Genomic DNA, 25,315 nt, shown 5'->3' with positions numbered 1-25,315 from the left:
TCTTACCATCAAAGTCTCTTTTCAGATTTTGTCTCTATTTTCCGTGGGTTCCGTGGATTCCGTTGCAAAGAGTCTTTAGTGTTGCCGGGGTTATGTTTTAGCTGGGCACTATGTCTTTTACTTCCCAACCAAACCGACCATGTCCCACATGGGGGTAAAAATACCCAGCGCCAAAATCAATACCATGCCAGAAATAGCCACGATCAGGATGGGCTCGATTTTAGAGGTGAGGTTAGTAATGTCGTAGTCGACTTCTTCCTCATAAAACTTGCCTGCTTCCATCACCATTTGGTCTACGCGGCCGGTTTCTTCACCCACCTTAAACATTTGCAAAATAAGCGGGGTAAACACGCCGCTGTCGGTGGCCACTCGCGACAGGCTATTGCCCGAGGCTAGTTTGTCGCCCATCTGCAATATGGCCTTAGTTAAATAGGCATTGCCAGTGGCGTTACCGGCCAAGGTAAGTACTTGTACGATCGGTACCCCCGCACCCAGCATCATCGAAAAGCTACGGCAAAAACGCGCCAATAAAATGCGTGTTACCAAGGGCCCAATGATGGGGATGCGCAGTAATATGGTGTGCCAACGCAGTTTGCCAGACTTGGTTTTCACATAGCGCATGAGTAACACTGCGCCCACTATGGTACCCACTACCATGTGCCAAATGTAGTTGGTAAAAAACTCCGAAGAGCTGATCAGCAACCGTGTGGTCCAGGGCAAGTCGGCGCCTAGCCCGGCAAAAATGCCACTAAAGGCGGGAATAACATAAATGTTCATCACCACCATGGCAGCGACCATGGCGATAGACACAAACATGGGGTAGCGGGTTGCCGCTTTTACCCGTCGTTTAGTATCTAATTCCAGTTGAAAATAATGAGCCAGTTGCAAAAAGGCTTCTTCTAGCTGACCGGTGCTTTCACCTACGTCAACCAAAGAGACAAACAAACTGTTAAATATATGCGGGTGTGCCGCCAAGGCATTAGACAGGGTTTGCCCTTGGTTAAGAGCGCCGGCCACCTCGTTGAGTGCGGTGATCAGTAGTTTGTTATCGGTGGTGTCGCGCAGCCCTTCAACGATGCGCAAAATGGGAATGCCGGCGCGGGTAAGCGAGGAAAACTGCCGACACAAAATCAGTAATACTTCGAGCTTAACGCCACCGTGCAAAAAGGCTTGCCACTTAAAACCACTTTTAATGTTTTTACTGGCTTCTTTGATTTCTACGGGCATTAAGCCGGCAGCAATCAAACTGTCGGCGGCGGCGGCGGCAGACGTCGCTTCAAGCCGCCCCTGGTTAAGCTCGCCACGAGCGTTACGCGCTCGATACTGAAAATATGCCATCAGTCTATCCACTCACTTAAGCGCAGCACTTCACTCAAGGCGATGTCGCCAGCCCGTGCCAATTTAAGCGCTGAATGAGCCAAGGTAACATAGCCGGCATCATTGGAGACTAACTGGTTAAAGCTTTCTATATTTTGTTCGCGCAGACTGTCGGCCATATCGTGGCTAATTTCTAGCCACTCATAAACCCCTAACCGCCCTTTAGCACCGGTATGGTTACAACTGGCACAGCCAGCACCTTGATAAAAGGTGCTGGCTGTGCCAGGACTTAAATATTGCAAAAATTGCTGCTCGCTTTGGTCAAGCGGGTGTTCAACCTTGCAATATTCACATAACCGGCGCACTAAGCGTTGGGCTAATACGCCTTTTAGGGTGCTGGCCACCAAGTAACCGGGCACGCCCATGTCCATTAGTCGTATTGCGGAGCTGGGGGCATCGTTGGTGTGCAAGGTGGATAATACCAAGTGACCAGTAAGTGCACCGCGCATGGCGATTTCGGCAGTTTCTTGGTCGCGCATTTCACCAATTAGTAATACGTCGGGGTCTTGGCGCAGGCTGGTACGCAAAATGCCAGCAAAGGTTAAGCCGGCTTTGGTGTTTACCTGCACTTGATTTACCCGAGACAGCTGATATTCCACCGGATCTTCGGCGGTAATAATTTTCCGCTCCGGCGTGTTCAGCTCGGTTAGCGCACCGTACAGCGTAGTGGTTTTACCGCTACCGGTGGGGCCGGTGACCAGAATAATGCCGTTGGGGCTGGCTAGCTTGCGCCGAAAAGCGCTAAGCAATTCAGGCGGCATGCCGGCTTTATCTAGGCTACGAATACCTTGAGACTGGTCTAATAACCGCAAGACCACGGATTCACCAAATTGTACGGGCATGGTAGCCATACGAATATCTACGGGGCTGCCTTTGATGGTTAAGGCAAAACGGCCATCTTGGGGTAAGCGGCGCTCAGAAATATCCAGCCCGGCCATTATTTTAAGTCGCGACACTAACGCCGGTGCTATGTTGACTTCTTTTAGCTCGGTCTCTTGTAAACGACCATCTACGCGCATGCGAAAGCGGATTAGGGTTTTATCGGGTTCAATATGAATATCAGATGCGCCCACTTGCAGCGCATCTTCAAACATCGAATACAGCAGCTTAGCAACGGTGGCATCGCTGTCATCTAGCCCTTCGGCTTCTATAGTGGGTCTGCGAGGGGCGTTTTCGCCTTGTAACTGCTCGGCAAGGTTGGCGATGTCGTCGGTACGGCGATATAGCTGATCGTACAAGCCAAATAACTGGCTTTGTGGGGCGACCGCTAAGTGTACTTCTCGCGGCGATAATAAGTTACTAATGGCGTCTTGAGTATCAAGATCGGCGGGGTCCGATAACACTACGGTGGCTTGCATGTCGTCAGCCGAGATCACTAAGGCACGATGGCGGCGCGCATACACCTCAGACAATAATTTAACGGCTTTGGCGTCGATATCAATTTTATTGAGGTCTAATAACGGCAAGCTCAATTGCTCAGCTACAAAGCCCAGCAGCTCTAGCTCGGTTAATATGCCCATTTGCACCATGAGTGCACCAATGCGCCCGCCTTCGGTTTGCTGTTGCGCCAGCACGGCATCTAGCTGCTGTTGGCTAATCACCTGATGATCGATTAACAGCTCACCAAGGCGCTTAGTTAGTTTGTGCTTTGACATTTTGCTCCCGTTGCCCTAGCTGCTGATCTACAAAACGTTGCGAGGCTAATCCTAAGTCGGCGCTGGCCTGAGCCTGCATAAACGCGGTTTGGTATTCTTCACCTAGCTCGCGCTGACATAAGCCCAACCCTAACCACCAAGAGCCCACTCGGCTGTGGGCTAATAATTGGCGATAAGTCGCAATAGATTGCTCACATTCGCCGCTGCGCCTCGCTACCTCTGCTTTTAAACTGTAATAATCTAAGTTTTCAGCCAGCACTGGGTTGGCTTCACTGAGTTGCTGTAATGCTGCAGCAAAGCGCTGTTGCTCAGCTAATAATCGCGCCAAGGTTAACCGCAAGTCGGCCTGCTTTGGGGCTAATTCTAACCCTTGTTGTAATACGGCACGGGTTTGCCCCAAGGCACCGCGGCCATATAACAACGAGGCCAAGCGCAAGCGACTGTCGTGGGCATCTGGATATTCTGCCAAGACTTGCGCTAATTTTACCTCTGCTAACGGCCAGTTATTGTTAGCTAAAGCGCTATCAACTTGAGCATTTATTTCCGATAGCCACTCGCTACGGCCTAGCACCACTTCATTAAAATCCAGTTTGCTTGGGCCACGAACGACCGGCTTAGGCAGACTGACTGTTTGAATGGGCTGCTGACTTGCGGACTGCCGTAAAAACTCGGTGGCAAAGGTGTCAATATCCGCATCGGGTAAGTTCACCATTAAGTCCGTCATCGGCACATTGGCATAGTCAGGTGCTGCCAGCTCTTGACCGTGCGCCAGCAAGGGGGGCACTTGCCATACCAACAGGCACACACTCGCCAGCCATAGCGGTTTTTTAGCCGTAAGCTTGGCTATTATTAGCCGCATCATTACAGGCGGCTCCTATCAATTTGGCGTATTGGTTGTTGTTGCACACTAACGTTGACACGACTCGGTGCAGATTCAGACATGTTCATGGCACCACTGTCTACATTACGTATGGGTTGCTGCTGTTCTGGATACCATTTATCCAATAAATCGCGTGAGCGCTGTAGTTCGTCTTGCCAGGTGTTTTCAGCTACTACTACTGGGCGTAACATGATCACGAGTTCGCTTTTGATCGTTGTTAAATTACGGTTTTTAAACAAGTTACCCAATATCGGAATTCTACTTAAAACAGGTACACCACTGTTTACTTCTCTTTGCTTTTCTTGCATTAGACCACCGATGATGATCATCTCACCGGAGCGGGCTTCTACTATGGTGTCGGACTCGCGCACCGTGCTGCGGGCTAGCGGTAAAATAACTTCACCGCCATTAACGCCAAAGTTAATGCGTTTTTCGCCGTCGGTGACTTCACTCACCGTAGGGTGTATGTGCAGTAGTACTCTGTTGTCGTCCGATATTTGCGGCGTAACATCCAGTGAGATACCGGAGAAAAATGGCTTCAACTCGATATCAGGTGACTGTTGAGTGCCACCACTACTGTTGGTTGTGGTTTCCAGCGTAAAGTTGGTGACGAAGTACTCGTCGGTACCCACTTTTATCACCGCTTTTTGGTTGTTACTGGTGGTCACTCGAGGGTTAGATAAGGTGTTTACTTCACCCTGGGTTTCTAAAAGACTAATCGCTGTCGTAAATTTACCATCGGTAAAGTTAAACACCGCGCCGCCGCCTAATAGATCCGTTACTGGGCTTGAAAACCCAGGAAAAGGATTTACATTACCAGTTACACGGGACGGGGGTGTTATTTTTGCGCCAGAACCTGATTGTAGTTGCTGCCAATCAATACCTTGCTCATAACCATCGCTTAGTTCAACTTCAACGATGCGCGCTTCTAAAATAACCTGGCGCTTCAACTGTCGTTCGGCTTGATTTAAAAAGTCTTCTACTAGCGCTAACTCATCAGGGGCGGCGCGAACGCTCACTAAACCCGCTTGCGGGTTAGTCACTACTACGCGATCATCTTTGCTACCGATCAAACGACTAAGTGCTGATTCAAGATCGGCCCAAAAGTCATTGGTAGACTCAGTACTAATGCGAGTGGAGTCATTGGTGCTGCTGCTTTCACCATCTGAATTGGATAAGTTACTACCGCTAATGGCGGTTTGCGATTGGCCTTGGCGCGATAACATCAGGTAGTTTACGTTAAAGGTACGAGAGCGTACGCCATTAGGAAACACCTGATATACGCCATTTTTATGCTCTATACCATAACCATATAGTTGCGAGATGGACGCTAAACTGTCGCGTAGTGTCGCTTGGCGTAAATTAATACTAATGGTGCCATCAACGTCGGGGTGAACAGCAACACTAATGCCATGCTGTTCGGCCAAGGCATTAAAAAAGCTTTTAGCGCCTACATTATTGGCGGCAATATTAAAACGGCGCATTCTTGGTTCGGGTAATTGCGCGGCTCGTGTTGAGGGCACGTTAAGTAATTCATTTTCTACCGCGCTGGGCACCGCATCGGGCCGGCTATTCAACGCTTCATCTAGTGCCGCCTTGGGTATAGAACCATCGGGAGTGGCAATACAAGCTGCAAGTGAGGCGCCTAACAAGGCTACCGCTAAAGGTCGTAGTGTTAGATTCATTAGTTACTCAGCGTCGATAATGAGGGAAATAACGTCAGTGTTAGGGGCTCACTTTGCCCTTCAAGCAACACTTGGGTCGGTTGAATACGGGCCAAGCGGTAGTCTTGCACGGTGTCACCCACGTGATAGCGCTGCCCGTCAATAATGGCACTGGCTCTACCGCCGCTAAAAATGGCTTGCAGCTTTAATGAAGCAGCAAGTTGCACCTGCTCTATGGGTGCTATTACCTCAATAGGCGCATTTTGCAGTGGCCGAGTGGGGTCTTGTAACCCTGGGCTGGTACTCAGCAGCAATAACAATAATGAATTAACCACGTAACAGCTCCTTGTATTGGCTAATAGTAAAAAAGTCGAGCCTAATGCTGGCGTCTGGGTAGGTTTCTAACTCAAATTCAAGACCGCGCCAAAAAATACGGCCAGACAACTGCTCTAGTTGTTTTACGTAATCAAGTAGCTCCATATAGCTACCACTCAGCAACAGGCTAATATCGTGTCGGTATAAAGGCTCGCTATATTCTTGGTCACTTTGCTGACTATTTTCATTCGTACTGGTGCTCGGGTTTAATCGCTGAGGAGGCTGATTGCTCAACTCAAGCAGCTCTAAGCCCTTGCTTTGCTCTAGCATGGTCAGCAATAAGCCCGACATTTGTTCTGGCTCAACTAAGGTACGCATTCTTTCATCAACGTTGTCGTTAAGTTGACTCAAGCGCCGATTAAGCCGCGCTAGCTGCTGCGCATTATCGTTATTGGATAATTTTGCAATACCTTGGCTCATTTCGACTTTAATTTGTTCTTGTTCTGCCAGCTGGCGAGTGAGCGCCTGTTGCTCAGTTTGATACTGCTCTACGCTAGCCTCCAACGTAGATTCATACAATACCAGTCCTAGCCAAGCCACTAACGCCCAACAAGCGCCCAGCACTAACCAGCGTTCACGCTGAGATAATGCAATAAAACGGCTGTGCAAATCTTCTATTTGCTGCTTGATAGCACTCATGGCGTCACCTCCGCACTGTAGAGGCTGAAACTTAAGCCGCCTTCTGGTTGCTGACTGATGGCCAGTTGACCAAAACCATGGCCGCGCAAGCTGCTACGTTGCTCAAAACCCAAGATCCAGGCCGGCACGGCACTGGCCTTGGCGGCTTCACCACGCAGCACCATTTGTTTGCCTTGCAGGGTTAGCCCTTTTAATGCCACCCCTTGCCAAGGAATATGCGCCAAATCATTTAAGGTATTGGCATAAGAAACCAAGTTTTGTTGTGACAGCAGGCTAAGCAATTGCTGACGGGCTCTAATGTTTTGCTCTATGCGATCATGTTCCGTGTCGTCTTTGCGGCCCGTTAGTAGCGCTAAGGTTTCACGCAGCTTATCTACATTGCGGGTATCGGCCATTAACGTGGCTTGCAAGGTGTTATTTTGCTGTTCAAGCTGATAGCGAGTGAAGCCTGAATATGCGAACACCAGCCCCCACAACACTACAATGGCCAAGCTGACTCGCCATAATGTAGTTATGCTGGCTGGGTCTTGGCTTGGCTTTAACGCGGCTTGATAAAATTCAATGCGATGCTTCACGCTTGCCCCTCTTTTAATATGCCTAATGCAGGCAAGCTCATTGGGCTTAATGCACCAGAGGTTAGAGATTGAGGCTTAATATCAAACACCTGACTAATGGCGTCGGTAATAGCGGGAGTTACGCGCTGCGGTAATGCGAGATACCACTTATCTGGTGCGGTAAGTTTAAGTTGGCCTACGGCATAGTCAATGCTGCGTTGCAGCTCAAGCAATAGGTTGTCGAACACAAACTGATCGGCAGACATACTTTCATCATCTAGCGCTTGAAACCCCCGAATAGTGCGAGAAAAGTGCCATTGGCGCTGATGAATAAAAGTAAGTGTTAGCTCTTGCCCCGGCACCTTATGTAGCAATAAGCCACGCACTTCTGGCGCTAACACGTTAGCAATGGCTAATTCATCTACACCAATGGTGGCAATCTCACATTGGGGAGTGACCGCTTGTACCAAGCTTGCTAGTTGCTCTCGCTTACTGCTGTAAACGGCAATGCGCGCTTGCCCTGCTGGGCCTGCGGGCAAGTCGATATAGTCGAATAGTAAGCTTTCGACAGGAACATCGACCAAGTCACGCATACAAAAAGGCAGCGCTTGCGCCAACTCTTCATCGGGCATCGCCGGCTTTTCTATTTGACTCTGTTTATACCACTGCCGATTAAGCGCAATAGACAAACGCCGCCCTTGCCACTTCTGCTCTTCAATAAAGGCACGAAGGGCGGCAGGCACAGACTCACCTTTGCCAACTGCTCGCTCTAGCACTTCGGTAGGCTTTAGCTCATCAATGGCCAGTAAGTGAGTGGGAGTAATGTAAAGGCCTACCGCAGAGGTCGCGCGACTAGGTTTTAACCAATTAGGTACAAGTTCCATTTTTACCGCACAAAACAAATAAAGGGCTAGTATAGAGAGTTAAAAGCGTTTAAGAAACAATAGATTACCAAAGTAATACAACTTTAATTATGAGTTCTATCACGCTTTCTCATTGATTGATATTAATGGTGTTCACAGAAACGTCAGCGTTAAATAAATGACCAGAGGAATGGTCAACACCGACATAAGGTTACCCAACAACACGATGCTGGCCATTTTATTCGGCTGGCATTGGTATTGCTCACACAATAAGTAATTAAGCACCGCCGGTGGCAACATGACCGACAACGCTAATAATTGCAGCCACTCAGAGGTGAGTGGCAACCACCACGCCACCAGCAACAAACTAAGAGCACCGGCCAGCAAATAGCTCATATTGACCTTAAAGGCCAAGCCGAGTTCGCCCACCTCGCCACTGGCTAAGCGCACGCCTAAGGCAAATAACATTAGCGGTACCGCAATTTGCCCCAGCAGGTCGGCACTGGTGTAAACAAATTCAGGTAAGGCACTGCGATGCTCTGCGAGCAACAAGCCCAATGTTGCCGCCCACAATATGGGACTTTTAAGCCACTGCCAGCGCCCGGCCTCATGTGACAAGATAAACAGGCCAAGAGAGAAATGAATAACGTTAGATAACACAAACAAAATGATAATGGCGCCTAGCTTATCGTCACCGTACGCGAGCATCATCAACGGTATGCCAATATTGCCGGTGTTACGAAACATGCCACCTAGCACTAAGGTGCGCCGCTCCAGCCCCTTAAACTTGAATAGGCATAGCATCAACCCCGGCAACAAGATCACCAAAACACCCGCCACAATCAGCGGCCAGCTGGTGCCTATTTGTATTGGGTTGGCGATAAGTGCCGAAAATACTAATGCGGGGCAAAATACCGCCACGTTGGCCAAGTTGACAAAGCTCATGTCGGTATTACGTTGGCGACGGCCAAATACAAAGCCCACGGACACCACGGCAAACACGGGAATAACGATGTTCAGTAAGGTTGAAAACATAGGTACCTTAATATCAGCGCCGAGCGTCCGGCGCCAAGCACAACAAAAGACGGTGTTAGCCCTTGAGACGCAAAACCTCTTGGCAACGGAATTCACTTACCAACCCCAAGCGTAGGGTCGCCTTATTTAGGCAAGGAGTATTCGACCTCTTTAGGCCGTGCTATGGTTTTTGGTCGATTGAAATCGACCCTACAGAAGACATAAAAATCTGATCGGTTAGTTTTCCAGATTGCTATTCTTCAGATTTGCTCGCTATTTTCCGTGTTCTTTGCGGCTTCCGTTGCAAAAGTGGCTTGTCTCTTCGGCTCGGCTACTTTCTAACAGGCATTAAAAAGGCGCCATTATGGCGCCTTAATATACTGCTGTCTAGCCGCCCTACTGGGCTTGCGAAAATGAATTAGCCGTAACGGCTAATGGCTAAGCCACTGTCGTCAATTTCGGGCTTATGACCACTAATTAGATCGGCAATTAATTTGCCTGAGCCCGGGCCCATGGTCCAACCCAGGGTGCCGTGGCCGGTATTCAACCACAGGTTTTTATAACGAGTAGCACCAATAACAGGCGTGCCGTCTGGGGTCATGGGGCGGAAACCGCTCCAGAACTGGGCTTCTTCTAAGTTGCCACCTTCGGGAAATAAACTTCTTACCGACTCGGAAATGGTGTCGCGACGAGCCTTGGGCAGGTCGGTATTAAAGTCAGCCAGCTCAGCGGTGCCAGCAGCACGAATGCGATTATCAAATCGCGTAATGGCAACTTTATAAGTTTCATCCATGATGGTGGACTGCGGCGCATCAACATCGCTTTTCACATCTAGGGTCAGTGAATAACCTTTAACAGGATATACCGGCAGACGAATGCCCAGCGGGCGCAACAAGAACGGCGAATAGCTGCCCATGCACACCAGTACCTGATCGGCAGTTTCTAAGCCATTTGAAGTTTGTACGCCTTTAATTTGGTCGCCGTCATTCACCAGTGCTTTTATTTCGGTATTAAATTTAAACACCACTCCCAGCTGCTGACACTTTTTCACTAATGATTTGGTGAATAAGTTACAGTCACCGGTTTGATCCGCAGGAAAGTGTAAGCCGCCTACTAACTTATCTTTTACTCGCGCCAGCGCCGGTTCGTTAGCAATACAGTCTGCTACGCTGAGCATGCTGTGGGGTACATTAAACTCTTGCAGTACTTTGATGTCTTTTGCGGCGTCATCAATTTGTTTTTGGGTACGAAATACCTGCAGCAGCCCTTTTTTACGGCCTTCAAACGGCAGTTGCAGCTCATCTTGCAGGCTATTAACGCACTGGCGGCTATATTCAGATACCCGCACCATGCGTGATTTATTCACGCTGTATGATTTTTCATTACAGTTGGCCAACATAGAAAACATAAACTGCCACTGCGCAGGATTAAGGCTAGGACGCACTTTTAAGGGCGCATGAGACTGAAACATCCACTTAATAGCTTTAAGCGGGATGCCCGGCGCTGCCCAAGGCGAGCTCATACCAAAAGACAACTGGCCTGCATTAGCAAAACTGGTTTCTTCAGCAGCATCTGGCTGGCGGTCAATAACCGTTACTTCGTGGCCTTGTTGTGCAAGATACCAAGCGCTGGTTACACCCACTACGCCACTTCCTAATACTAATACTTTCATCACTTCCCCCAAGCAAGATGCTTCAATAGCGAGAATATCCTCTAAAAAAGACAGAAAATCCAGAGTAAAAAATATCGCCAGCTAATCACAAAATAAGCAGCATATGGCCAGCAACCCCGTGGGTTATCTCTTTATCTGTAAGGTGTTTGTGCTACAGAATATAATTCTACCCTTACGCTAACTATTGAAATTAAACTCTAACTATAAATTTATGTGACAACGACATCATTTTAATGAAAAGAGAGAGGTGATGAAGCTGGAAGCGCGAAGCCTGTCACTTAGTCACATCTTTTGATTGTATTAAAAGTAAGAATGAGGTGGCGTAATGTAGTCGGCTCGCCTTGCATAACTGCCGAACAAAGGTTTCGAGCACGTATACTGTCGCACTATTACTCATATTATAAGAAGTAGAGTCAACAGGGGGCGTGTTGTCTAGGGGCCATGTTTTGAATAAAGAACATTCGCACAAAAATAATAGCTGGGCCTAAAGAGGTCGAATACTCTTTGCCTAAATAAGGCGACCCTACGCTCAGGATGGCTCCTTGTTTTTTGTAGGGGCGAATTTATTCGCACAATAATGGTGGCACGACCTAAAAGAGACCAACCTACAAAACTAACGTGAGACCTTGACACCCAACAGAGTATCTACGTTCGTGATGGGGTGTTTGCTCTGTGTTTTTTTACTTAGATAGATTTAAATCGAGCTGCTGCCCGAAAGCAACTGATTTGCGCCTGCGGCACAATGCGAGAGCAAGCGTTCGCCTACAAATCTAGGCAACTCCGTGCCCATGGGAGGGTAGAGTGTGTCTGTTCCGCCGACCCTCCGCACCAGGGAAGGTGTCGAGGGTCGTGGTTTGGTAGGATTTGCGCGATGCTTTGTTCATCATTCAACATTAAAAATTAAGCATTCAACATTGCCCTTAGAGCTCGGCCTGCATGCGCTTTATTTCTGCGAGTTGGTGGGTTAATGCGCTTATTTGCTCAACCGAAGGTCTTTGTTCACGCTCTAGTGAGAGCCGCACATTATGTATTGGCTCAAGTAATAATAATAAGTCACAGGCTTTGGCTTTTTCTGCCAGTGCGTTCATTAGTTGCTGGGCTTGCGACCAGTCTTGTGCTGCCACTAATGCTTGTAATAACCAACCAACGTCTTGGTGCTGATCAATAAACTCGCGCTGATCGTTCAACTTACTTTTCAGCTTACTCTGCAACTTACTCTGCAGTAATGCAGCCTCTAGGCTGTGTGTGCTGGATAAGGATGGCGTAGCCGGAGTCGGACTTAGCGCGCTTGCCGAGGGTGACAATACCTGTGTCAGCGCTTGGTATAAATCAAAACGGTTCACCGGTTTAGTTACATAGTTGTTCATGCCCGCCGCCAAGCTGGCTTCTCGATCACCGCGCATGGCGCTGGCCGTGAGCGCGATAATGGGAATGTTGTGATTGGTACTAAACTTGCGAATTTGCCGCGTGGCCTCAATGCCATCGAGTATGGGCATTTGTAGGTCCATTAAAATGGCATCAAAACTGTGTGTAATCATCAGCTCTACTGCTTGGCGGCCGTTATCTGCCAAGGTAACCGCCACATTCACTTGCTTTAAAAACTCCACAATAAGTTGTTGGTTCATGCGATTATCTTCTGCCAACAATATTTTTTTGCCGCGTAACTGGTTTCGATAATAAGACAAGTCTAATAGATTTGCGCCCGGTGACGCTTCCTGTTCAACTGAGCCGCACTCTAACAACTGTTGCAGGCAGTGCTTTAAGCTATATTCGGTGACGGGCTTAGGCAAATAATACGTTAAGCCGAGCTTGCGCATTTGCGCTGCTAGTCGGTCTTGGCCAAACGCGCTGGTAAGTGCCAACTTAATGTGGCTTAGATGGGGTTGCTGCTGTACAAATCGCGCCAAATCTAGGCCACTGTCTTGCCCTAAGCGGTAATCAATGAGCATGACGTCCAGTTCGCTACCTAGTTTTAATAGCATTTCTTTAGCACCCAGTATGTCTGGCGCACTGTATACCACCATTTTTTGTTGGCGAAGCAGTTGGCCGAGCACCTCTACGACTAAGCTATTGTCGTCTACCAGTAATACTTTTCGCCCTTTAAAACGGGGGCTGATTTCAGATCGCACCGTGGTAGCTGCTTGCAGTGGCAAATTAACGCTAAAGCAAGAACCCTGCCCCGGTTGGCTGATGACACTAATAGTGCCTTGCATCAATTTTACAAGGTGCTGAGTAATGCTCAGGCCTAATCCCGAGCCGCCATATTTACGCGTGGTGCTTGCGTCTACTTGAGTAAAGGAATGAAAAAGGCCCTCTAATTTTTCAGGTAAAATGCCAATGCCGGTGTCGGTGATCACAAAGCATAATTGTGGTTCGGGGTCGTTACTAATAGAAACTGCAAGCACCACTTCTCCGCGCTCGGTAAACTTAACGGCATTGTTGACCAAATTGACGAGTACCTGACCTAAGCGCAGCGGATCTCCGCGTAAATTTGACGGTACTGCGGGGTCTTTGATAATAATGACTTCTAGCTGCTTGTGTTCAGACATATCGGAAAATAAGCCCGATAACCGCTCCAGTTGCTCGTTGAGATCAAACTCTATGTCCTCTAATTCCAGCTTGCCCGCCTCTACTTTAGTTAAGTCTAAAATATCGTTAATCAATAACAGTAAGTTGTCGGATGAGTTTTTAATTTTCTTTAAATATTGCTGCTGCTGCATGACCAAGGGGGTTTGTTGTAGCAAGGATGCAAAGCCAATGATGGCATTCATGGGCGTGCGTATTTCGTGGCTCATGTTAGCCAGAAAATCAGTTTTAGACTGTGTTAACTCTAAGGCGGCTTGGCTGGTTTCTCGCAGTTGGCGGTTGCGTAACATCAGCATCACTAAAGCTAAACTAAAGCCAAGTAACAGCATTAAAAACAGCATTAACATCGTTTTTTGCCAACTACCATCAACCTGTTGGCGCCATGCTTTGCTATAAGTTAACAGCGCGCTGTTATCGTCTGCCAGCAGCTCATAGCGTAACTGCACCAGTTGTTCGAGGCTTTGCCGATAAAGCTGAAAAAAGTAACGGGGGTCTTGTTGATTATCGCCCATTTCTTGCTGTAAACGGCCGGCGTCTTCATCCAGCGTATACAACAATATAGGGTTAGTGACATTAAGGTACTGCTGGCTGCGTTGCAGTAACACGCGATATTGGTCGCTATACGGCGATGCGGGCAAAGCTTGTACTTTGTCAGCAAAGGCGTTGAGTGCATAACGACTACGCATGTCGGCGTCTTGTAACATGTGTATATTTTTCTGATATTGTTCAAGTAAATCAATCAGATTATCTGAGCCGGTTAACGGAGAGCCTGCTTGTTGAATAAAATCGATAAAGCCTGATGTAGCCAAAGACAATGCCACTACCTTACTATTCAATTGTTTACTGTTTTCGTTACTGATTATCACTTCGTGCTGTAGATTCTCTAGTGCGCTAACCACCGGTGCTATCTGTAGCTCTAACGCGTTGTAATAGCGATGTAGCCAGTACTGACTCGCCGTATAAGCCAGGAGTAATGGCGATAGCAGCAGACCGTACATCAACAACGCCCTGCCTCGTGCAAAAGGTTTTAGCCGTTTTGCCACCATCGTCATCTTTTACTCCTAAGGACTGGTGATATACTCACAAGCTTTGAAAAAACAATAATGTGACGAGAGAAAAGCATGTCTAATGAGATTCCACAACAAGATATAAATATAAGGCCAAAGTGGGGGATTTTAAGCGCTAACCTAATTTTATTTTTAGTGATGCTTAACACACTACCATTTGAGCCCGGCGTAACCAAAGGTCTTAGCCTGCTGGTGTTTATTGCCGTACTTTGGCTCACCGAAGCCCTGCATATTACCATTACTGCCCTTATGGTACCTCTGTTAGCGGCTTTACTCGGAATTTTAACGACCAGCTCCGCCCTCAGTAACTTTTCGAACTCGATTATTTTTCTATTTTTAGGTGGCTTTGCATTAGCCGCGGCCATGCACAGCCAGCAACTAGACCGACTCATCGCCAGCCGAATTCTGCGCATGGCGAACGGCCGACTCGATGCCGCCGTGCTCTTGCTGTTTGCAACGGCCGCTTTTTTATCTATGTGGATAAGTAACACCGCCACTACGGCCATGATGCTACCACTGGCATTGGGCTTGCTTAGCTGTTTGGACTCTAAACGCCATAATAATACCTATCTTTTTGTATTGCTTGGCGTCGCTTACAGCGCCAGCATCGGTGGTATTGCAACCCTAGTAGGCAGCCCACCCAACGCCATTGCAGCGGCTGAAGTGGGTTTGAGCTTTAGTGAGTGGATGGCATTAGGCTTGCCAATTACCTTGATACTACTTCCGATTGCGATTGTGGTGTTGTATTTGTTATTCCGCCCCACCTTGAACGAGCGTATTGAGTTTAGCGGCGAGCGCATTACGTGGACCGGCAAGCGTAAAACCACGCTGGGTATTTTTGCCATTACCGTATTTTTGTGGGTATTTTCGGGCCCCGTGTCTAAAGCGTTGGGCGGGTTGGCGTCTTTTGACACCATAGTTGCCTTGCTGGCCATCGCCTTAATTGGTATTACGCGAGTAGCCGAGTGGAAAAATATTGAAAAGCATACCGACTGGGGCGTATTGCTGCTGTTTGGTGGTGGTTTAACGCTCAGCCATGTACTAAAAGAAACCGGCACTAGTCTGTTTTTGGCTCACCACCTAGCAGATATGTTGGGTGATGCTAATCCGTTTATTATTCTGTTGGCCATTACTGCCTTCGTGGTGTTTTTAACCGAGCTTGCTTCTAATACCGCCAGTGCAGCACTGCTGATCCCGGTATTTGTGGCTGTGTCTGAAGGCTTGGGCCTACCGCCGGTAATGGTAGCATCGGTGATAGCGGTATCAGCCTCGTGTGCCTTTATGCTGCCGGTGGCAACGCCACCTAACGCCATTGTGTTTGGTTCTGGTTTTATTCGACAAAAAGACATGATGCGCGCAGGCATGGTGTTAAACATTACCTGCATTGGCTTGTTGTCCGGCTATTTCTACTTATTTGGACAATAACCGCTTGGTAGAATGTGGAGCCGTTAATGCTTCATAAAAAGCCAACCCTAGACGGTGTCTTGGGTTGGCTTTCTGCTTTATGACTAACGAAGGTCGGGAGTTCTTGGCACTGCGGTTGGACAGAGGCGAATTCATACCAATCTGGAAAACTAACTGAACTATTTTTGTTTGTATAAAAGCCGAACAAAGAGTCAACTCCACCGACCCGCTGCAAGCACATCCGTGTGACGCTCAAACACATAACATCCCTGTTATGTGATGGTCGGTGGAGCCGATCTCTTTATCCGTCCCTAGGCTGCGAGGTCGCCTGTTGGTACGCTTTACAGACAGCTCAGAGCTTAAGGAGAGGCAACAGAGATCGGCTCCCACGACCGTGACAATGCCAGGGATGGCATTTCCTGAGCCCCCAGGGATGGGTTTATGGCGTGTCGTGGGAGCTGACTCTGTTTCCTCTCGTATCCGATTTTAAACTAGATCAGATTTTGACTTAGATTGGTATCACTCGCACAATAATGTGCGGTACGGCCTAAAAGACGCTCAAGAGTGCGCCAATACATAATCAAGCACATATGACAGACACTTACGCACCAAACCAGAAGAGATCGCCTAGCATGGTGGTTAATAATGAATAATTATACAGAAAACACCAAACAGCAGTCACCACTACAAAATGCATTAACTGTCGACGATTATGCTCATCATGCAAAAAACACATATCAACCAGAAAACAAAAGACACGCAACAGATAACACTGCATTAACAACACAAAGCAACAATAATCACCACTAACGGCACTCACCACCCGCAAACTCAAGAGCAATCTCTGCTTGTTCGACCAGTGATCACGTTGATTTAACGTCGCTGGCTACCTATTCTCCTCGTCGGCTATCTATTACTAACTTTGATTTTATTGATTTAAGGAATGATTATGAAACGAGAACAGTGGGGTTCTCGCACTGGATTTATCTTGGCGGCGGTAGGCTCGGCCGTAGGATTAGGTAATATCTGGCGCTTCCCTTATATGGCATACGAAAACGGCGGTGGCGCCTTTTTCATTCCTTATTTGTTTGCCATGCTCACCGCAGGTATCCCCTTTATGATTTTAGAGTTTACTCTGGGTCATAAATATCGCTCCGGCGCGCCTAAAACCTTACGTGCGCTCAACAACAAGTTTGAGTGGCTAGGTTGGTTTCAGGTGATGATTTCCGCCATTATCGCCTTCTATTATGTGGTGGTTATTGCTTGGGCGATTTCGTTTGCTTATTTTGCCTTTACTCAAGCCTGGGGCGAAGACAGCAACGCCTTTTTCTTTGGCGAGTTTTTAGGCCTAGGCGACGACAGTGCTCCGTCTAACTTAGGTAACCTGCAATGGAACTTGTTGTTCCCGCTGTGCTTGGCATGGGCGGCTACCTATTTTGCTACTTATCGTGGTGTAAAAGGTGGTATCGAAAAGGTCAACAAGGTACTTATGCCCTTGCTGTTCGTCATGGTGCTGCTGCTAATTGGCCGAATTATATTCTTGCCCGGCGCATTAAATGGCATTAACTGGTTGCTAGAGCCTGATTTTAGTAAAATTTGGGATCTTAAAGTGTGGTCGGCCGCTTACGGTCAGATCTTCTTTACCCTGAGTGTGGGCTTCGCGATTATGCTGTCTTACGCCAGCTACTTGCCCGAGAAATCCGACATTAATAACAACGCCTTTATGACGGTATTAATGAACTGCGGCTTTTCTATTCTTGCGGGTATTATGATTTTTGGCGCCCTAGGTTATATGGCCAATGCACAAGACAAAGCCTTAACCGATGTGGTGAGCTCTGGTGTGGGCTTAGCGTTTGTTACGCTGCCGACCGCCATTAATTTGCTGCCTGCACCCGGTGTAATGGGCCCGCTGTTCTTCTTGGCACTGATGTTCGCCGGTATTAGCTCGCATATTTCTATTGCCGAAGCCGTCACCACCGGTCTAATGGACAAGCTAGGCTGGAGCCGTCCTAAAACGGCCACCGTGTTTTGTTCTGTTGGCTTAGTGGTCAGCATGATGTTTATTACTCAAGGCGGCTTATTGCTGTTGGACTTGGTTGACTACTTCATTAATAACATCGCCCTGCTTGGCTCTTGCCTGCTTGAGCTGTTGTTGGTGGGCTGGTTGTGCCGCTTGCAAGATTTTCGTGCCCATGCCAACAGTATCTCGGAATTTACCATCGGTAACTGGTGGGCCGTGTGCATTAAGTTTGTCTCTATTGCCATGTTGGTGGTCATTTTGTTTAACAACATCAAGACGGCCTTTATGGAAAACTACGGCGGCTATGCGGACAGTGAAGTGACCTACATTGGCTGGGGCATGATTGCCACCATGCTGGTAGTGTCCATTATCATCAACCTGAGCAGCAAGCAGGAGAACAAAATATGACCACAGGCGCCATTATTATGCTCGTCATTGGCCTTGGCCTAACGTGGGGCGGTGCCGCTCTGTGTATTCGCCGTGCCATGAAGGCCAACAAAGACGAATAACGACACAGTGCTAAGCGCTAAGCGCCTAGCTGAACAATGTTGAATAAAAGCCAATCCAAGACACGTCTTGGGTTGGCTTTCTGCTTTCTGGCTTAAAAACAGCTGTACGCTTTACGCCATACGCTGTAACTCAAAGCAGGTACCGAAGGAAAGCCACAGCTAAAGCGTGGGGCTACTTAAAGCCCCTTTGCAACGACAGCCACAGAAAAATAGCGAGCAAATCTGAATAAAAACCGGTGAAGAGTGAAGGGTGACCTAATGCCCCTCTAACTTCTTTGTTTTGCTCTTACCTATAAAATCCCTTGGACCTTTTCGTACTTATCTCATGTTAATTTTTCCGTGCGTTCCGTGTTTTTCCGTTGCAAAAATGGGTTATCTCTTCAGCCGTGGTGTTTGCTTCTGGTTTGGCGCCTGAAGCTTAGCGCTTAGCGTCGTTGTGGGGTATGCTTGCTTGTTTTTGTGCTACGGGTGTTGAATATGGATTGGGATGCGAACGTTACCCAGCGTAACGCCGTGCTGGCGCAGCTGGCTGAGCCAATTAACGTGCCTTGGGTAGATTGGCCTACGGTGAGCGAACTCAACCAAACGCTGGGCGCACAGCTGCCAGTACGTTTTATTGATGATAACGACTTTATCGCGCTAAACTGCTATTACGAGCAAGCCGTAGAACAAGGGCTGGTGCCCACGAGGGCCGCAAGCTGGCATGACTTTTTTGGCGCCGTTATTTGGGCGCTATACCCCAAGACCAAAACCTTGCTGAATCGCTTACACATGGCTGATATTCAAACACTTGGCTTGCGGCGTACCCCAAGGCGCGACCGTGTCACGCATTTTGATGAGTGCGGCATGGTGTTAGCGGTTGCCAATAAAGCAGAAATAGAACAATGGCTGTGCGATCACGACTGGCAACAGCTGTTTATTGACCAGCGCCACCGTTGGGGTAAACATTGGCAACCGTTTGTGTTTGGCCATGCATTATATGAGCAAGCGCTAGCGCCTTTTATTGGTATGACGGCAAAATGCGTGATTGTAGAGATGTCTGCTGAGTTTTTTAAGCTACCCCTTACACAGCGCTACACCCTGCTAGACCGTAAACTAGCAGCGGAGCTTGAACAACGGGCGCTGTTTGATCAACCCCGCCCATTGCGGCCGCTCCCCATGTTGGGGATCCCGGGCTGGTGGGCTGACAATGAAGACCCGACCTTTTATCAAAATCAGGGTTATTTTCGCCCACGCCGCCGTAAGTGAAGGGTTGAACAGTTAAAAACCGCGACCAAAGACTTTCTCGCCACGGAATACACGGAAGAACACGGAAAAAAGATTAAAAACCAAGATAAGAATCATGGGGTAAGGGCAGACCTAGAACTCGTGATTTGTAGCTAGAGTTAGGTATAACCTTTTAGTTAGTCGCTCTTACGCTGAAATATTATTTTAGGTCTTGCCCTTCTTCCGTGTCGTTCCGTGTATACCGTGGCAAAAATAGGGTTAGGTTTGATGATTTATTACGTGTTTTTTCTTACACTTGCCGTCTATTTCTAAAAAGGATCTTGTTGTGTCTCTGGCCGACCCCGTTTATGACCTTGAATTTAAGCGCCACTATTTGCATCCCAAATATTGGCTCACCTGGCTTGCCATTGCTGCCCTGTGGTTACTGGCTTGGTTGCCCGTGCGGGCGCGCGATTCATTTGCCGGTGCATTTACGCCGTTACTGATCCGCTTTGCCAAAAAGCCCTGCTATATTGCCCGTACCAACATTGAGCTGTGCTTTCCTGAGCTGTCGGCACCAGAGATAGAGAAAATGCTAGCAGACTCTATTCGTGCCGGTTTAATGAGCTTTATCGGCTATGGCGAATGGACCGCTCGCAGCCGTGAGTATTTGCAAAGCCGCTTTGTGGTGCAGGGCCAAGAACACTTAGATGCGTGCTTGGCTGCGGATGAAAAAATTATTTTTATGATCCCCCATACCTGGGCGATTGATGCCGGTGGCCTGTATCTTACCTCGTTAGGTTTGCCGATGTGCACCATGATGCACAGCGCTAAAAACCAAGTGTTTGATTGGTTTATTAACCGACAACGCGCGCGTTTTAACGGCATTGTGTATGAGCGTGATGCGGGGATTAAGGCGGTTATAAAAACGATACGAAGCGGCAAACACTTCTTTTATTTGCCGGATCAAGATCACGGCCGTGAGGCCAGCTTATTTGTGCCCTTCTTTGCACAATTAAAAGCCACGCTACCGGCGTTGCCCAAACTGGTGAAGCTCACCGGCGCTAAGGTGGTCCCCGTGCTCAGCGTATACAACACAGCTCTGCACCGTTATGAGTTGATCATACGCCCCGCCATGAGCCCCTACCCTACCAAAGACTTAGCAGCAGACACGCGAGCGATGAACGTAGAAATAGAAGCCTTGCTAGGCGAATGGCCAGAGCAATACATGTGGTTTTTAAAGTACTTTCAAACGCAAGTAGATAGCGACGAAGGCCGTTATGAAGCTGGTATTCGTAAACTAAGGAAGCGCTAATGGACTGGCTACATTATTTACTGATGATAAGCGTAGGCGCACTCGCCATGTGGTTGGTCGGCTGGATTGACTGCAAGTTGATAGCAAGAGAGCAACGCAACAAAAAGCCAAAGCCGTAAAGCGCTAAGTAATGCCGCTTAACAGGTGTGGTTCTGCCGTCATTCCCGAAGGAACGTCATCCTCGCGTAGGCGGGGACGGGAATCCAGGGTCTGTGGCGCAGATTTGTCAGCCTGCGCTTCTCCTGCAAAGACACTGGACCCCCGCCTTCGCGAGGGTGACGAGAAAGAAAAGCTAGCCTTAGTATCCACATAAGTTACGCAAGATTACTTAAGACGGTTTTTTGTGAAGGGTACCGAGGGAAACATAAAGCCAAAGCTAAGCTATTTTTGCCACGGAATACACGGAAGGACACGGAAAAATTAAGCTGAGATAAAAGCGAAAAGTGATCTAGGATTTTATTGGCAAGAGCAAAAATAGTGCCTTGCGGCCAGCTAAAGCAGCCTCTACAGAGAGGTTCGCTTATTAACGAGCAATTTGTTGCGCGAGCTGATGGATAATGGCGGCGGTAATGCCCCAAATCCATACTCCACGCCAGCGAATAAACACCACCTGATGGCGCTGTCCTTGGCGGTTAGCATAAAACAGGAGATGGTGGCGCAAGTCCAATAGATACTCGAGCGGTACCTGAAACAGCTCGTCTACTTCGCCAGGGTTAAGCTTGAACTCAGGCGAGCCCTCTATCAGCCCGAGAAACGGCGTGAGTGCAAAATCCGATATCGTATATTGCGCCTGCAGTTGCGCTAATGGCTGGCATAACTCGGGCAACAAGCCGATTTCTTCCCAACTTTCACGCACGGCGGTATGCCACAAGCTGGTGTCGGTGCTTTCGACTCGCCCCCCAGGAAAGCTCACCTGCCCCGGATGATTACGCAAGTGACGACTACGCCGCGTTAATATCAGCTCTAGCCCCTGCCCAGTTTGCAGCACAGGCATCAGCACCGCGGCCGGATAAGCATGAGCGGGCAAATGCGGATCCGGCAACGGAGGCAATAAATTAAGGCGCGTTTTTAATTCGTCTAATGTCATGGTTCAAAACCCGAAGAGCATAATACATCGCGGTAAGCCTTACGCCATACGCCATACGCTAAAGATAAACACAGTTTATCTTTGACTTACAGCGTACAACGTACAACGTAAAGCGTAAAGCGTACGGCTTTTTATAGTTCTGTTAACACGGGTAAGATTTTGCCTAGCTTATCAAATAGTTCCTGATACTCATCATCCGCTTGAGAGTCGGCGACAATGCCGCCACCTGCCCAGCAATATAAGCGGTCTTGCTCGGCCACTAGCGTGCGAATAGTAATGCTGGTGTCCATACGCCCGTGAGCGCTCAAATACCCGATGCTGCCGCAATATGCGTGACGCCGATGGGTTTCCAGCTCTTCGATAATTTCCATGGCCCGCACCTTGGGTGCACCGGTAATAGAGCCGCCAGGAAAGGTCGCTTCCAGCAAGTCGGCACCGGTTAAGCCTAGGGTTAACTCGCCGGTAATGGTCGACACCAAATGGTGCACCGCCGGAAATGACTCTATGGCGAATAATGACGGCACTTTTACTGAGCCGGGCACGCATACGCGGCCAATATCGTTACGCAATAAATCCACTATCATCAAGTTTTCGGCACGATCTTTAGGAGCGACCGCTAACTCTGCAGCTAGTGCTCGGTCTTGTTCGGCCGTGGCCCCTCTTGGACGCGTACCTTTAATGGGCTTGGTTTCAACTTGTCGGCCTTCTAGAGCAATAAAGCGCTCGGGCGACAGACTGAGCAGCGTACTGGTAGGCAATCGCAAGAAAGCCGAAAACGGTGCTTGATTATGCTCACTTAAATGACGATATGCCTGCCAGCAATCGCCACTGAAGGTACTGTTAAAGCGCAGCGTTAAATTAATTTGATAGCAATCACCGGCGCTTAAGTAATCTTGCACGCGATTAAAACTGGCTTCATATTGCGCCGCGGTTTTATTAGCGTGCCAGTCATCGGTAAGCTTAAATGGTGCGGCTGCAGCTGAACTAGCTGCTTCTTGCTGAGCCTGCCACCATGCCAAGCGTGCGCTTAATGCGCTTTCATCACCCAACACCACTAAGTGTGCTAGATGTTGCTGGCAATCAATCACCCACGCCCATTTGACCAGCGCGACCGCCATGTCTGGCGTGGCCAGCTCATTTATGGCTTGATTGGGCAGGCGCTCTAACCGCCGACCCAAATCGTAACTAAACAACCCCAGTGCACCGCCGGCAAATGGCAGATGCTGATATGCATCGGGTAGGCTCACCGCGCCAATAAGCTCTGCTTGCCAGGTTTTTAACAAGAAAAAAGGTGACTCCGTTGAGGTGTGACGCTGATTTTGATGATCGATCACCGTTTGCTCACCTTCCGTCACCAGCGTGGCGATCGGCTCGGCACTCAGGATATGAAAACGGCTATCAACACCCTTGGCGGCTCCCGACTCAAGCAGCATCGCCCAAGGTAAATGAGCGATAGGCGAAAAGAAATCATGCACCGAACCGCTAAACGGTTGGCTGTGAATGTGTAAAGACAGTCCCATTATGTAATCCACTCGACAGTTTTGGCATCTGGTCTGGCGCTCGGGCTGGCCAGCCTAGGGCCGCAAAGCGTATCATAGCGGGCATTATAACAATACCGAGCATAGTCTGGGTCATTACGCCTTTAAACAGAACTCACGCCGAACCTGCGAGGAAATGATGAGCATTATCAATAAACAGGACTTTATCGACTCCGTTGCCGATGCCCTGCAATATATTTCTTACTATCACCCGTTAGACTTTGTGCAGGCGCTAGAAAAAGCCTACTTAAAAGAACAAAGCCAAGCCGCTAAAGACGCTATAGCGCAAATTTTAATTAACTCGCGCATGGCAGCCGAAGGACATCGCCCTTTATGCCAAGACACGGGTATTGTGACCTGCTTCGTTAAAATCGGCATGCAAGTGCAGTGGGACAGTGATTTAACGGTACAAGAAATGGTGGATGAAGGTGTGCGTCGTGCCTACCTAAATCCCGATAATCCGCTGCGCGCCTCGATTGTGGCAGATCCGGCGGGTAAGCGTATCAACACCAAAGACAACACCCCGTCCGTGGTACACATCGACATGGTGCCAGGTGCAGAAGTGGAAGTGGCCATTGCCGCCAAAGGCGGTGGGTCCGAAAACAAGGCCAAAATGGCCATGCTTAACCCGTCGGACGATGTGGCCGAGTGGGTACTCAAAACACTGCCCACTATGGGTGCGGGCTGGTGCCCACCGGGCATGCTGGGCATTGGTATTGGTGGCACCGCCGAAAAAGCGGCGGTGATGGCCAAAGAGTCATTAATGGATCCGGTGGATATTCACGAGCTTATTGAGCGCGGCGCCGTTACCACCGAAGAAAAACTGCGCTTAGACATCTTTGAACGAGCCAATAAGCTGGGTATTGGTGCCCAAGGCCTAGGCGGACTCACTACGGTGGTGGACATTAAAATTATGTCCACCCCAACACATGCGGCTTCAAAGCCGGTGGTGATGATCCCCAACTGTGCCGCTACCCGTCACGTGCACTTTACGCTAAACGGCTCAGGACCTGCCGAACTTACGCCACCAAGACTAGAAGATTGGCCAGAAGTGACTTGGGAAGTAGGCGATAGCGCGCGCCGTGTAGACCTAAACACCGTGACCCGTGCAGACATCAAAGAGTGGAAAATGGGCGAGACGGTCTTGTTATCGGGCAAGCTATTGACCGGTCGCGATGCGGCGCACAAGCGTATTCAAGAAATGTTGGCCAATGGCGAGCCATTGCCGGTTGATTTTAAAGACCGCTTTATTTATTACGTCGGCCCAGTAGATGCCATTGGTAACGAAGCCGTGGGCCCTGCAGGCCCCACTACTGCGACCCGCATGGATAAGTTTACTGACATGATGCTAGAGCAAGCCGGTTTAATCGGCATGGTCGGCAAGGCAGAACGCGGCCCCGCTACCGTTGAGTCTATTAAGCAGCATAAAGCCGTGTACCTAATGGCCGTAGGCGGTGCCGCTTACCTAGTGGCCAAAGCCGTGAAGAAAGCCCGCGTGGTGGCCTTTGAAGACTTAGGTATGGAAGCCATCTACGAGTTTGACGTAGAAGACATGCCAGTGACGGTTGCCGTAGACAGTGAGGGCAATAACGCCCACGTCTCCGGCCCAGCAATCTGGAAAGCCAAAATCGAAGAGCTGGATGCCCGCCTAAGCGAGTAAATACCGCTGTACGTTTCACGCCGTACGCCGTACGAAAAAACACCGAGCTTATGCTCGGTGTTTTTGTTTCGATAATAAAAAGGGGTCGGAGTCATTTCGCTATAAATATATGCAAAAATGACTCCGCACCCTTTTTGGATAAGAGCAAAACAAAGAAGTTAGAAGGTGGAATGGCCCGACTAAAGTAGACACCAGTTTAAGCAGCATTAAGTTGCTGTGCATATGCGTTG

The 25,315-nt window shown here is 48.8% G+C and carries 20 protein-coding genes; 7 read left to right on the top strand and 13 right to left on the bottom strand.

Features of this window, described 5'->3' with window-relative positions; translation table 11 throughout:
* Positions 1-117: 117 nt before the first annotated feature.
* The 11 genes from ACFQ1C_RS00530 to ACFQ1C_RS00480 all read right to left on the bottom strand — a co-directional run bounded on the left by ACFQ1C_RS00530 (position 118) and on the right by ACFQ1C_RS00480 (position 14,331).
* Positions 118-1,338, bottom strand: a complete 1,221-nt coding sequence (locus ACFQ1C_RS00530; RefSeq protein ID WP_379556582.1) for a type II secretion system F family protein — start codon at positions 1,336-1,338, stop codon at positions 118-120.
* Positions 1,338-3,032, bottom strand: coding sequence for a GspE/PulE family protein (locus ACFQ1C_RS00525; RefSeq protein WP_379556581.1), 1,695 nt, complete (start codon positions 3,030-3,032; stop codon positions 1,338-1,340). The genes ACFQ1C_RS00530 and ACFQ1C_RS00525 overlap by 1 nt, the downstream gene beginning before the upstream one ends.
* Entirely contained in the window at positions 3,010-3,894 is an 885-nt protein-coding gene (locus ACFQ1C_RS00520) for a tetratricopeptide repeat protein (protein ID WP_379556580.1), read from the bottom strand. The genes ACFQ1C_RS00525 and ACFQ1C_RS00520 overlap by 23 nt, the downstream gene beginning before the upstream one ends.
* A complete protein-coding gene (mshL, locus tag ACFQ1C_RS00515; protein WP_379556579.1) occupies positions 3,894-5,597 on the bottom strand; it encodes a pilus (MSHA type) biogenesis protein MshL in 1,704 nt (567 codons plus the stop codon). Before mshL ends, ACFQ1C_RS00520 begins: the two co-directional genes overlap by 1 nt.
* Positions 5,597-5,911, bottom strand: coding sequence for a SctD/MshK family protein (locus tag ACFQ1C_RS00510; protein ID WP_379556578.1), 315 nt, complete (start codon positions 5,909-5,911; stop codon positions 5,597-5,599). The genes mshL and ACFQ1C_RS00510 overlap by 1 nt, the downstream gene beginning before the upstream one ends.
* A complete protein-coding gene (locus ACFQ1C_RS00505; protein ID WP_379556577.1) occupies positions 5,904-6,590 on the bottom strand; it encodes an MSHA biogenesis protein MshJ in 687 nt (228 codons plus the stop codon). Before ACFQ1C_RS00505 ends, ACFQ1C_RS00510 begins: the two co-directional genes overlap by 8 nt.
* Positions 6,587-7,165: a fimbrial assembly protein gene (locus tag ACFQ1C_RS00500; RefSeq protein WP_379556576.1), complete on the bottom strand. Its 579-nt coding sequence runs from the start codon at positions 7,163-7,165 to the stop codon at positions 6,587-6,589. The genes ACFQ1C_RS00505 and ACFQ1C_RS00500 overlap by 4 nt, the downstream gene beginning before the upstream one ends.
* Complete coding sequence (locus ACFQ1C_RS00495; RefSeq protein ID WP_379556575.1) at positions 7,162-8,028, bottom strand: MSHA biogenesis protein MshI; 867 nt, start codon at positions 8,026-8,028, stop codon at positions 7,162-7,164. Before ACFQ1C_RS00495 ends, ACFQ1C_RS00500 begins: the two co-directional genes overlap by 4 nt.
* A 132-nt stretch (positions 8,029-8,160) precedes the next feature.
* Positions 8,161-9,042 carry an AEC family transporter gene (locus tag ACFQ1C_RS00490; protein ID WP_379556574.1) on the bottom strand — a complete coding sequence of 294 codons (882 nt, stop codon included), beginning with the start codon at positions 9,040-9,042 and terminating at the stop codon, positions 8,161-8,163.
* A 397-nt stretch (positions 9,043-9,439) separates the two neighbouring features.
* Positions 9,440-10,693, bottom strand: a complete 1,254-nt coding sequence (locus ACFQ1C_RS00485) for a D-amino acid dehydrogenase (RefSeq protein WP_379556573.1) — start codon at positions 10,691-10,693, stop codon at positions 9,440-9,442.
* 920 nt (positions 10,694-11,613) lie between these two features.
* Entirely contained in the window at positions 11,614-14,331 is a 2,718-nt protein-coding gene (locus ACFQ1C_RS00480; RefSeq protein WP_379556572.1) for a hybrid sensor histidine kinase/response regulator, read from the bottom strand.
* A 69-nt stretch (positions 14,332-14,400) separates the two neighbouring features.
* On the opposite strand from ACFQ1C_RS00480, the gene ACFQ1C_RS00475 reads away from it, so the two are divergent.
* The 6 genes from ACFQ1C_RS00475 (at position 14,401) to lpxM (ending at position 20,800) form a co-directional block, all read left to right on the top strand.
* Entirely contained in the window at positions 14,401-15,771 is a 1,371-nt protein-coding gene (locus tag ACFQ1C_RS00475; RefSeq protein WP_379556571.1) for an SLC13 family permease, read from the top strand.
* Positions 15,772-16,395: 624 nt separating this feature from the next.
* Positions 16,396-16,560, top strand: coding sequence for a hypothetical protein (locus ACFQ1C_RS00470; RefSeq protein ID WP_379556570.1), 165 nt, complete (start codon positions 16,396-16,398; stop codon positions 16,558-16,560).
* 139 nt (positions 16,561-16,699) lie between these two features.
* On the top strand, positions 16,700-18,178 hold the full coding sequence (locus tag ACFQ1C_RS00465; RefSeq protein ID WP_379556569.1) for a sodium-dependent transporter: 1,479 nt from the start codon (positions 16,700-16,702) through the stop codon (positions 18,176-18,178).
* Positions 18,175-18,279: a MetS family NSS transporter small subunit gene (locus ACFQ1C_RS00460; protein ID WP_379556568.1), complete on the top strand. Its 105-nt coding sequence runs from the start codon at positions 18,175-18,177 to the stop codon at positions 18,277-18,279. The genes ACFQ1C_RS00465 and ACFQ1C_RS00460 overlap by 4 nt, the downstream gene beginning before the upstream one ends.
* A gap of 477 nt (positions 18,280-18,756) precedes the next feature.
* Positions 18,757-19,527, top strand: a complete 771-nt coding sequence (locus tag ACFQ1C_RS00455; protein WP_379556567.1) for a DUF3025 domain-containing protein — start codon at positions 18,757-18,759, stop codon at positions 19,525-19,527.
* A 304-nt stretch (positions 19,528-19,831) separates the two neighbouring features.
* Complete coding sequence (gene lpxM, locus ACFQ1C_RS00450; RefSeq protein ID WP_379556566.1) at positions 19,832-20,800, top strand: lauroyl-Kdo(2)-lipid IV(A) myristoyltransferase; 969 nt, start codon at positions 19,832-19,834, stop codon at positions 20,798-20,800.
* A 523-nt stretch (positions 20,801-21,323) separates the two neighbouring features.
* Here lpxM and ACFQ1C_RS00445 read toward each other — a convergent pair.
* Entirely contained in the window at positions 21,324-21,887 is a 564-nt protein-coding gene (locus ACFQ1C_RS00445; RefSeq protein WP_379556565.1) for a CoA pyrophosphatase, read from the bottom strand.
* 131 nt (positions 21,888-22,018) lie between these two features.
* Entirely contained in the window at positions 22,019-23,407 is a 1,389-nt protein-coding gene (pabB, locus tag ACFQ1C_RS00440) for an aminodeoxychorismate synthase component I (protein WP_379556564.1), read from the bottom strand.
* A 157-nt stretch (positions 23,408-23,564) separates the two neighbouring features.
* On the opposite strand from pabB, the gene ACFQ1C_RS00435 reads away from it, so the two are divergent.
* Positions 23,565-25,085, top strand: a complete 1,521-nt coding sequence (locus ACFQ1C_RS00435; protein ID WP_379556563.1) for a fumarate hydratase — start codon at positions 23,565-23,567, stop codon at positions 25,083-25,085.
* The last annotated feature ends 230 nt before the right edge of the window (positions 25,086-25,315 follow it).

Source organism: Oceanisphaera ostreae, assembly GCF_042676125.1.
GTDB classification, from domain to species: Bacteria; Pseudomonadota; Gammaproteobacteria; order Enterobacterales; family Aeromonadaceae; genus Oceanimonas; species Oceanimonas ostreae.
The sequence above is the reverse complement of the archived record's forward strand: the minus strand, read 5'-3'. Positions and strand labels throughout refer to the sequence as shown.

Bases quoted from the DNA above. Each gene is read 5' to 3' on its own strand.
- ACFQ1C_RS00505 (WP_379556577.1), bottom strand. From the start codon at position 6,590: ATGAGTGCTATCAAGCAGCAAATAGAAGATTTGCACAGCCGTTTTATT.
- ACFQ1C_RS00445 (WP_379556565.1), bottom strand. From the start codon at position 21,887: ATGACATTAGACGAATTAAAAACGCGCCTTAATTTATTGCCTCCGTTG.
- ACFQ1C_RS00520 (WP_379556580.1), bottom strand. From the start codon at position 3,894: ATGATGCGGCTAATAATAGCCAAGCTTACGGCTAAAAAACCGCTATGG.
- ACFQ1C_RS00465 (WP_379556569.1), top strand. From the start codon at position 16,700: ATGAAACGAGAACAGTGGGGTTCTCGCACTGGATTTATCTTGGCGGCG.
- ACFQ1C_RS00470 (WP_379556570.1), top strand. From the start codon at position 16,396: ATGAATAATTATACAGAAAACACCAAACAGCAGTCACCACTACAAAAT.
- ACFQ1C_RS00480 (WP_379556572.1), bottom strand. From the start codon at position 14,331: ATGACGATGGTGGCAAAACGGCTAAAACCTTTTGCACGAGGCAGGGCG.
- ACFQ1C_RS00460 (WP_379556568.1), top strand. From the start codon at position 18,175: ATGACCACAGGCGCCATTATTATGCTCGTCATTGGCCTTGGCCTAACG.
- ACFQ1C_RS00490 (WP_379556574.1), bottom strand. From the start codon at position 9,042: ATGTTTTCAACCTTACTGAACATCGTTATTCCCGTGTTTGCCGTGGTG.
- ACFQ1C_RS00495 (WP_379556575.1), bottom strand. From the start codon at position 8,028: ATGGAACTTGTACCTAATTGGTTAAAACCTAGTCGCGCGACCTCTGCG.
- ACFQ1C_RS00455 (WP_379556567.1), top strand. From the start codon at position 18,757: ATGGATTGGGATGCGAACGTTACCCAGCGTAACGCCGTGCTGGCGCAG.
- ACFQ1C_RS00485 (WP_379556573.1), bottom strand. From the start codon at position 10,693: ATGAAAGTATTAGTATTAGGAAGTGGCGTAGTGGGTGTAACCAGCGCT.
- mshL (WP_379556579.1), bottom strand. From the start codon at position 5,597: ATGAATCTAACACTACGACCTTTAGCGGTAGCCTTGTTAGGCGCCTCA.
- ACFQ1C_RS00435 (WP_379556563.1), top strand. From the start codon at position 23,565: ATGAGCATTATCAATAAACAGGACTTTATCGACTCCGTTGCCGATGCC.
- ACFQ1C_RS00475 (WP_379556571.1), top strand. From the start codon at position 14,401: ATGTCTAATGAGATTCCACAACAAGATATAAATATAAGGCCAAAGTGG.
- ACFQ1C_RS00530 (WP_379556582.1), bottom strand. From the start codon at position 1,338: ATGGCATATTTTCAGTATCGAGCGCGTAACGCTCGTGGCGAGCTTAAC.
- pabB (WP_379556564.1), bottom strand. From the start codon at position 23,407: ATGGGACTGTCTTTACACATTCACAGCCAACCGTTTAGCGGTTCGGTG.
- ACFQ1C_RS00525 (WP_379556581.1), bottom strand. From the start codon at position 3,032: ATGTCAAAGCACAAACTAACTAAGCGCCTTGGTGAGCTGTTAATCGAT.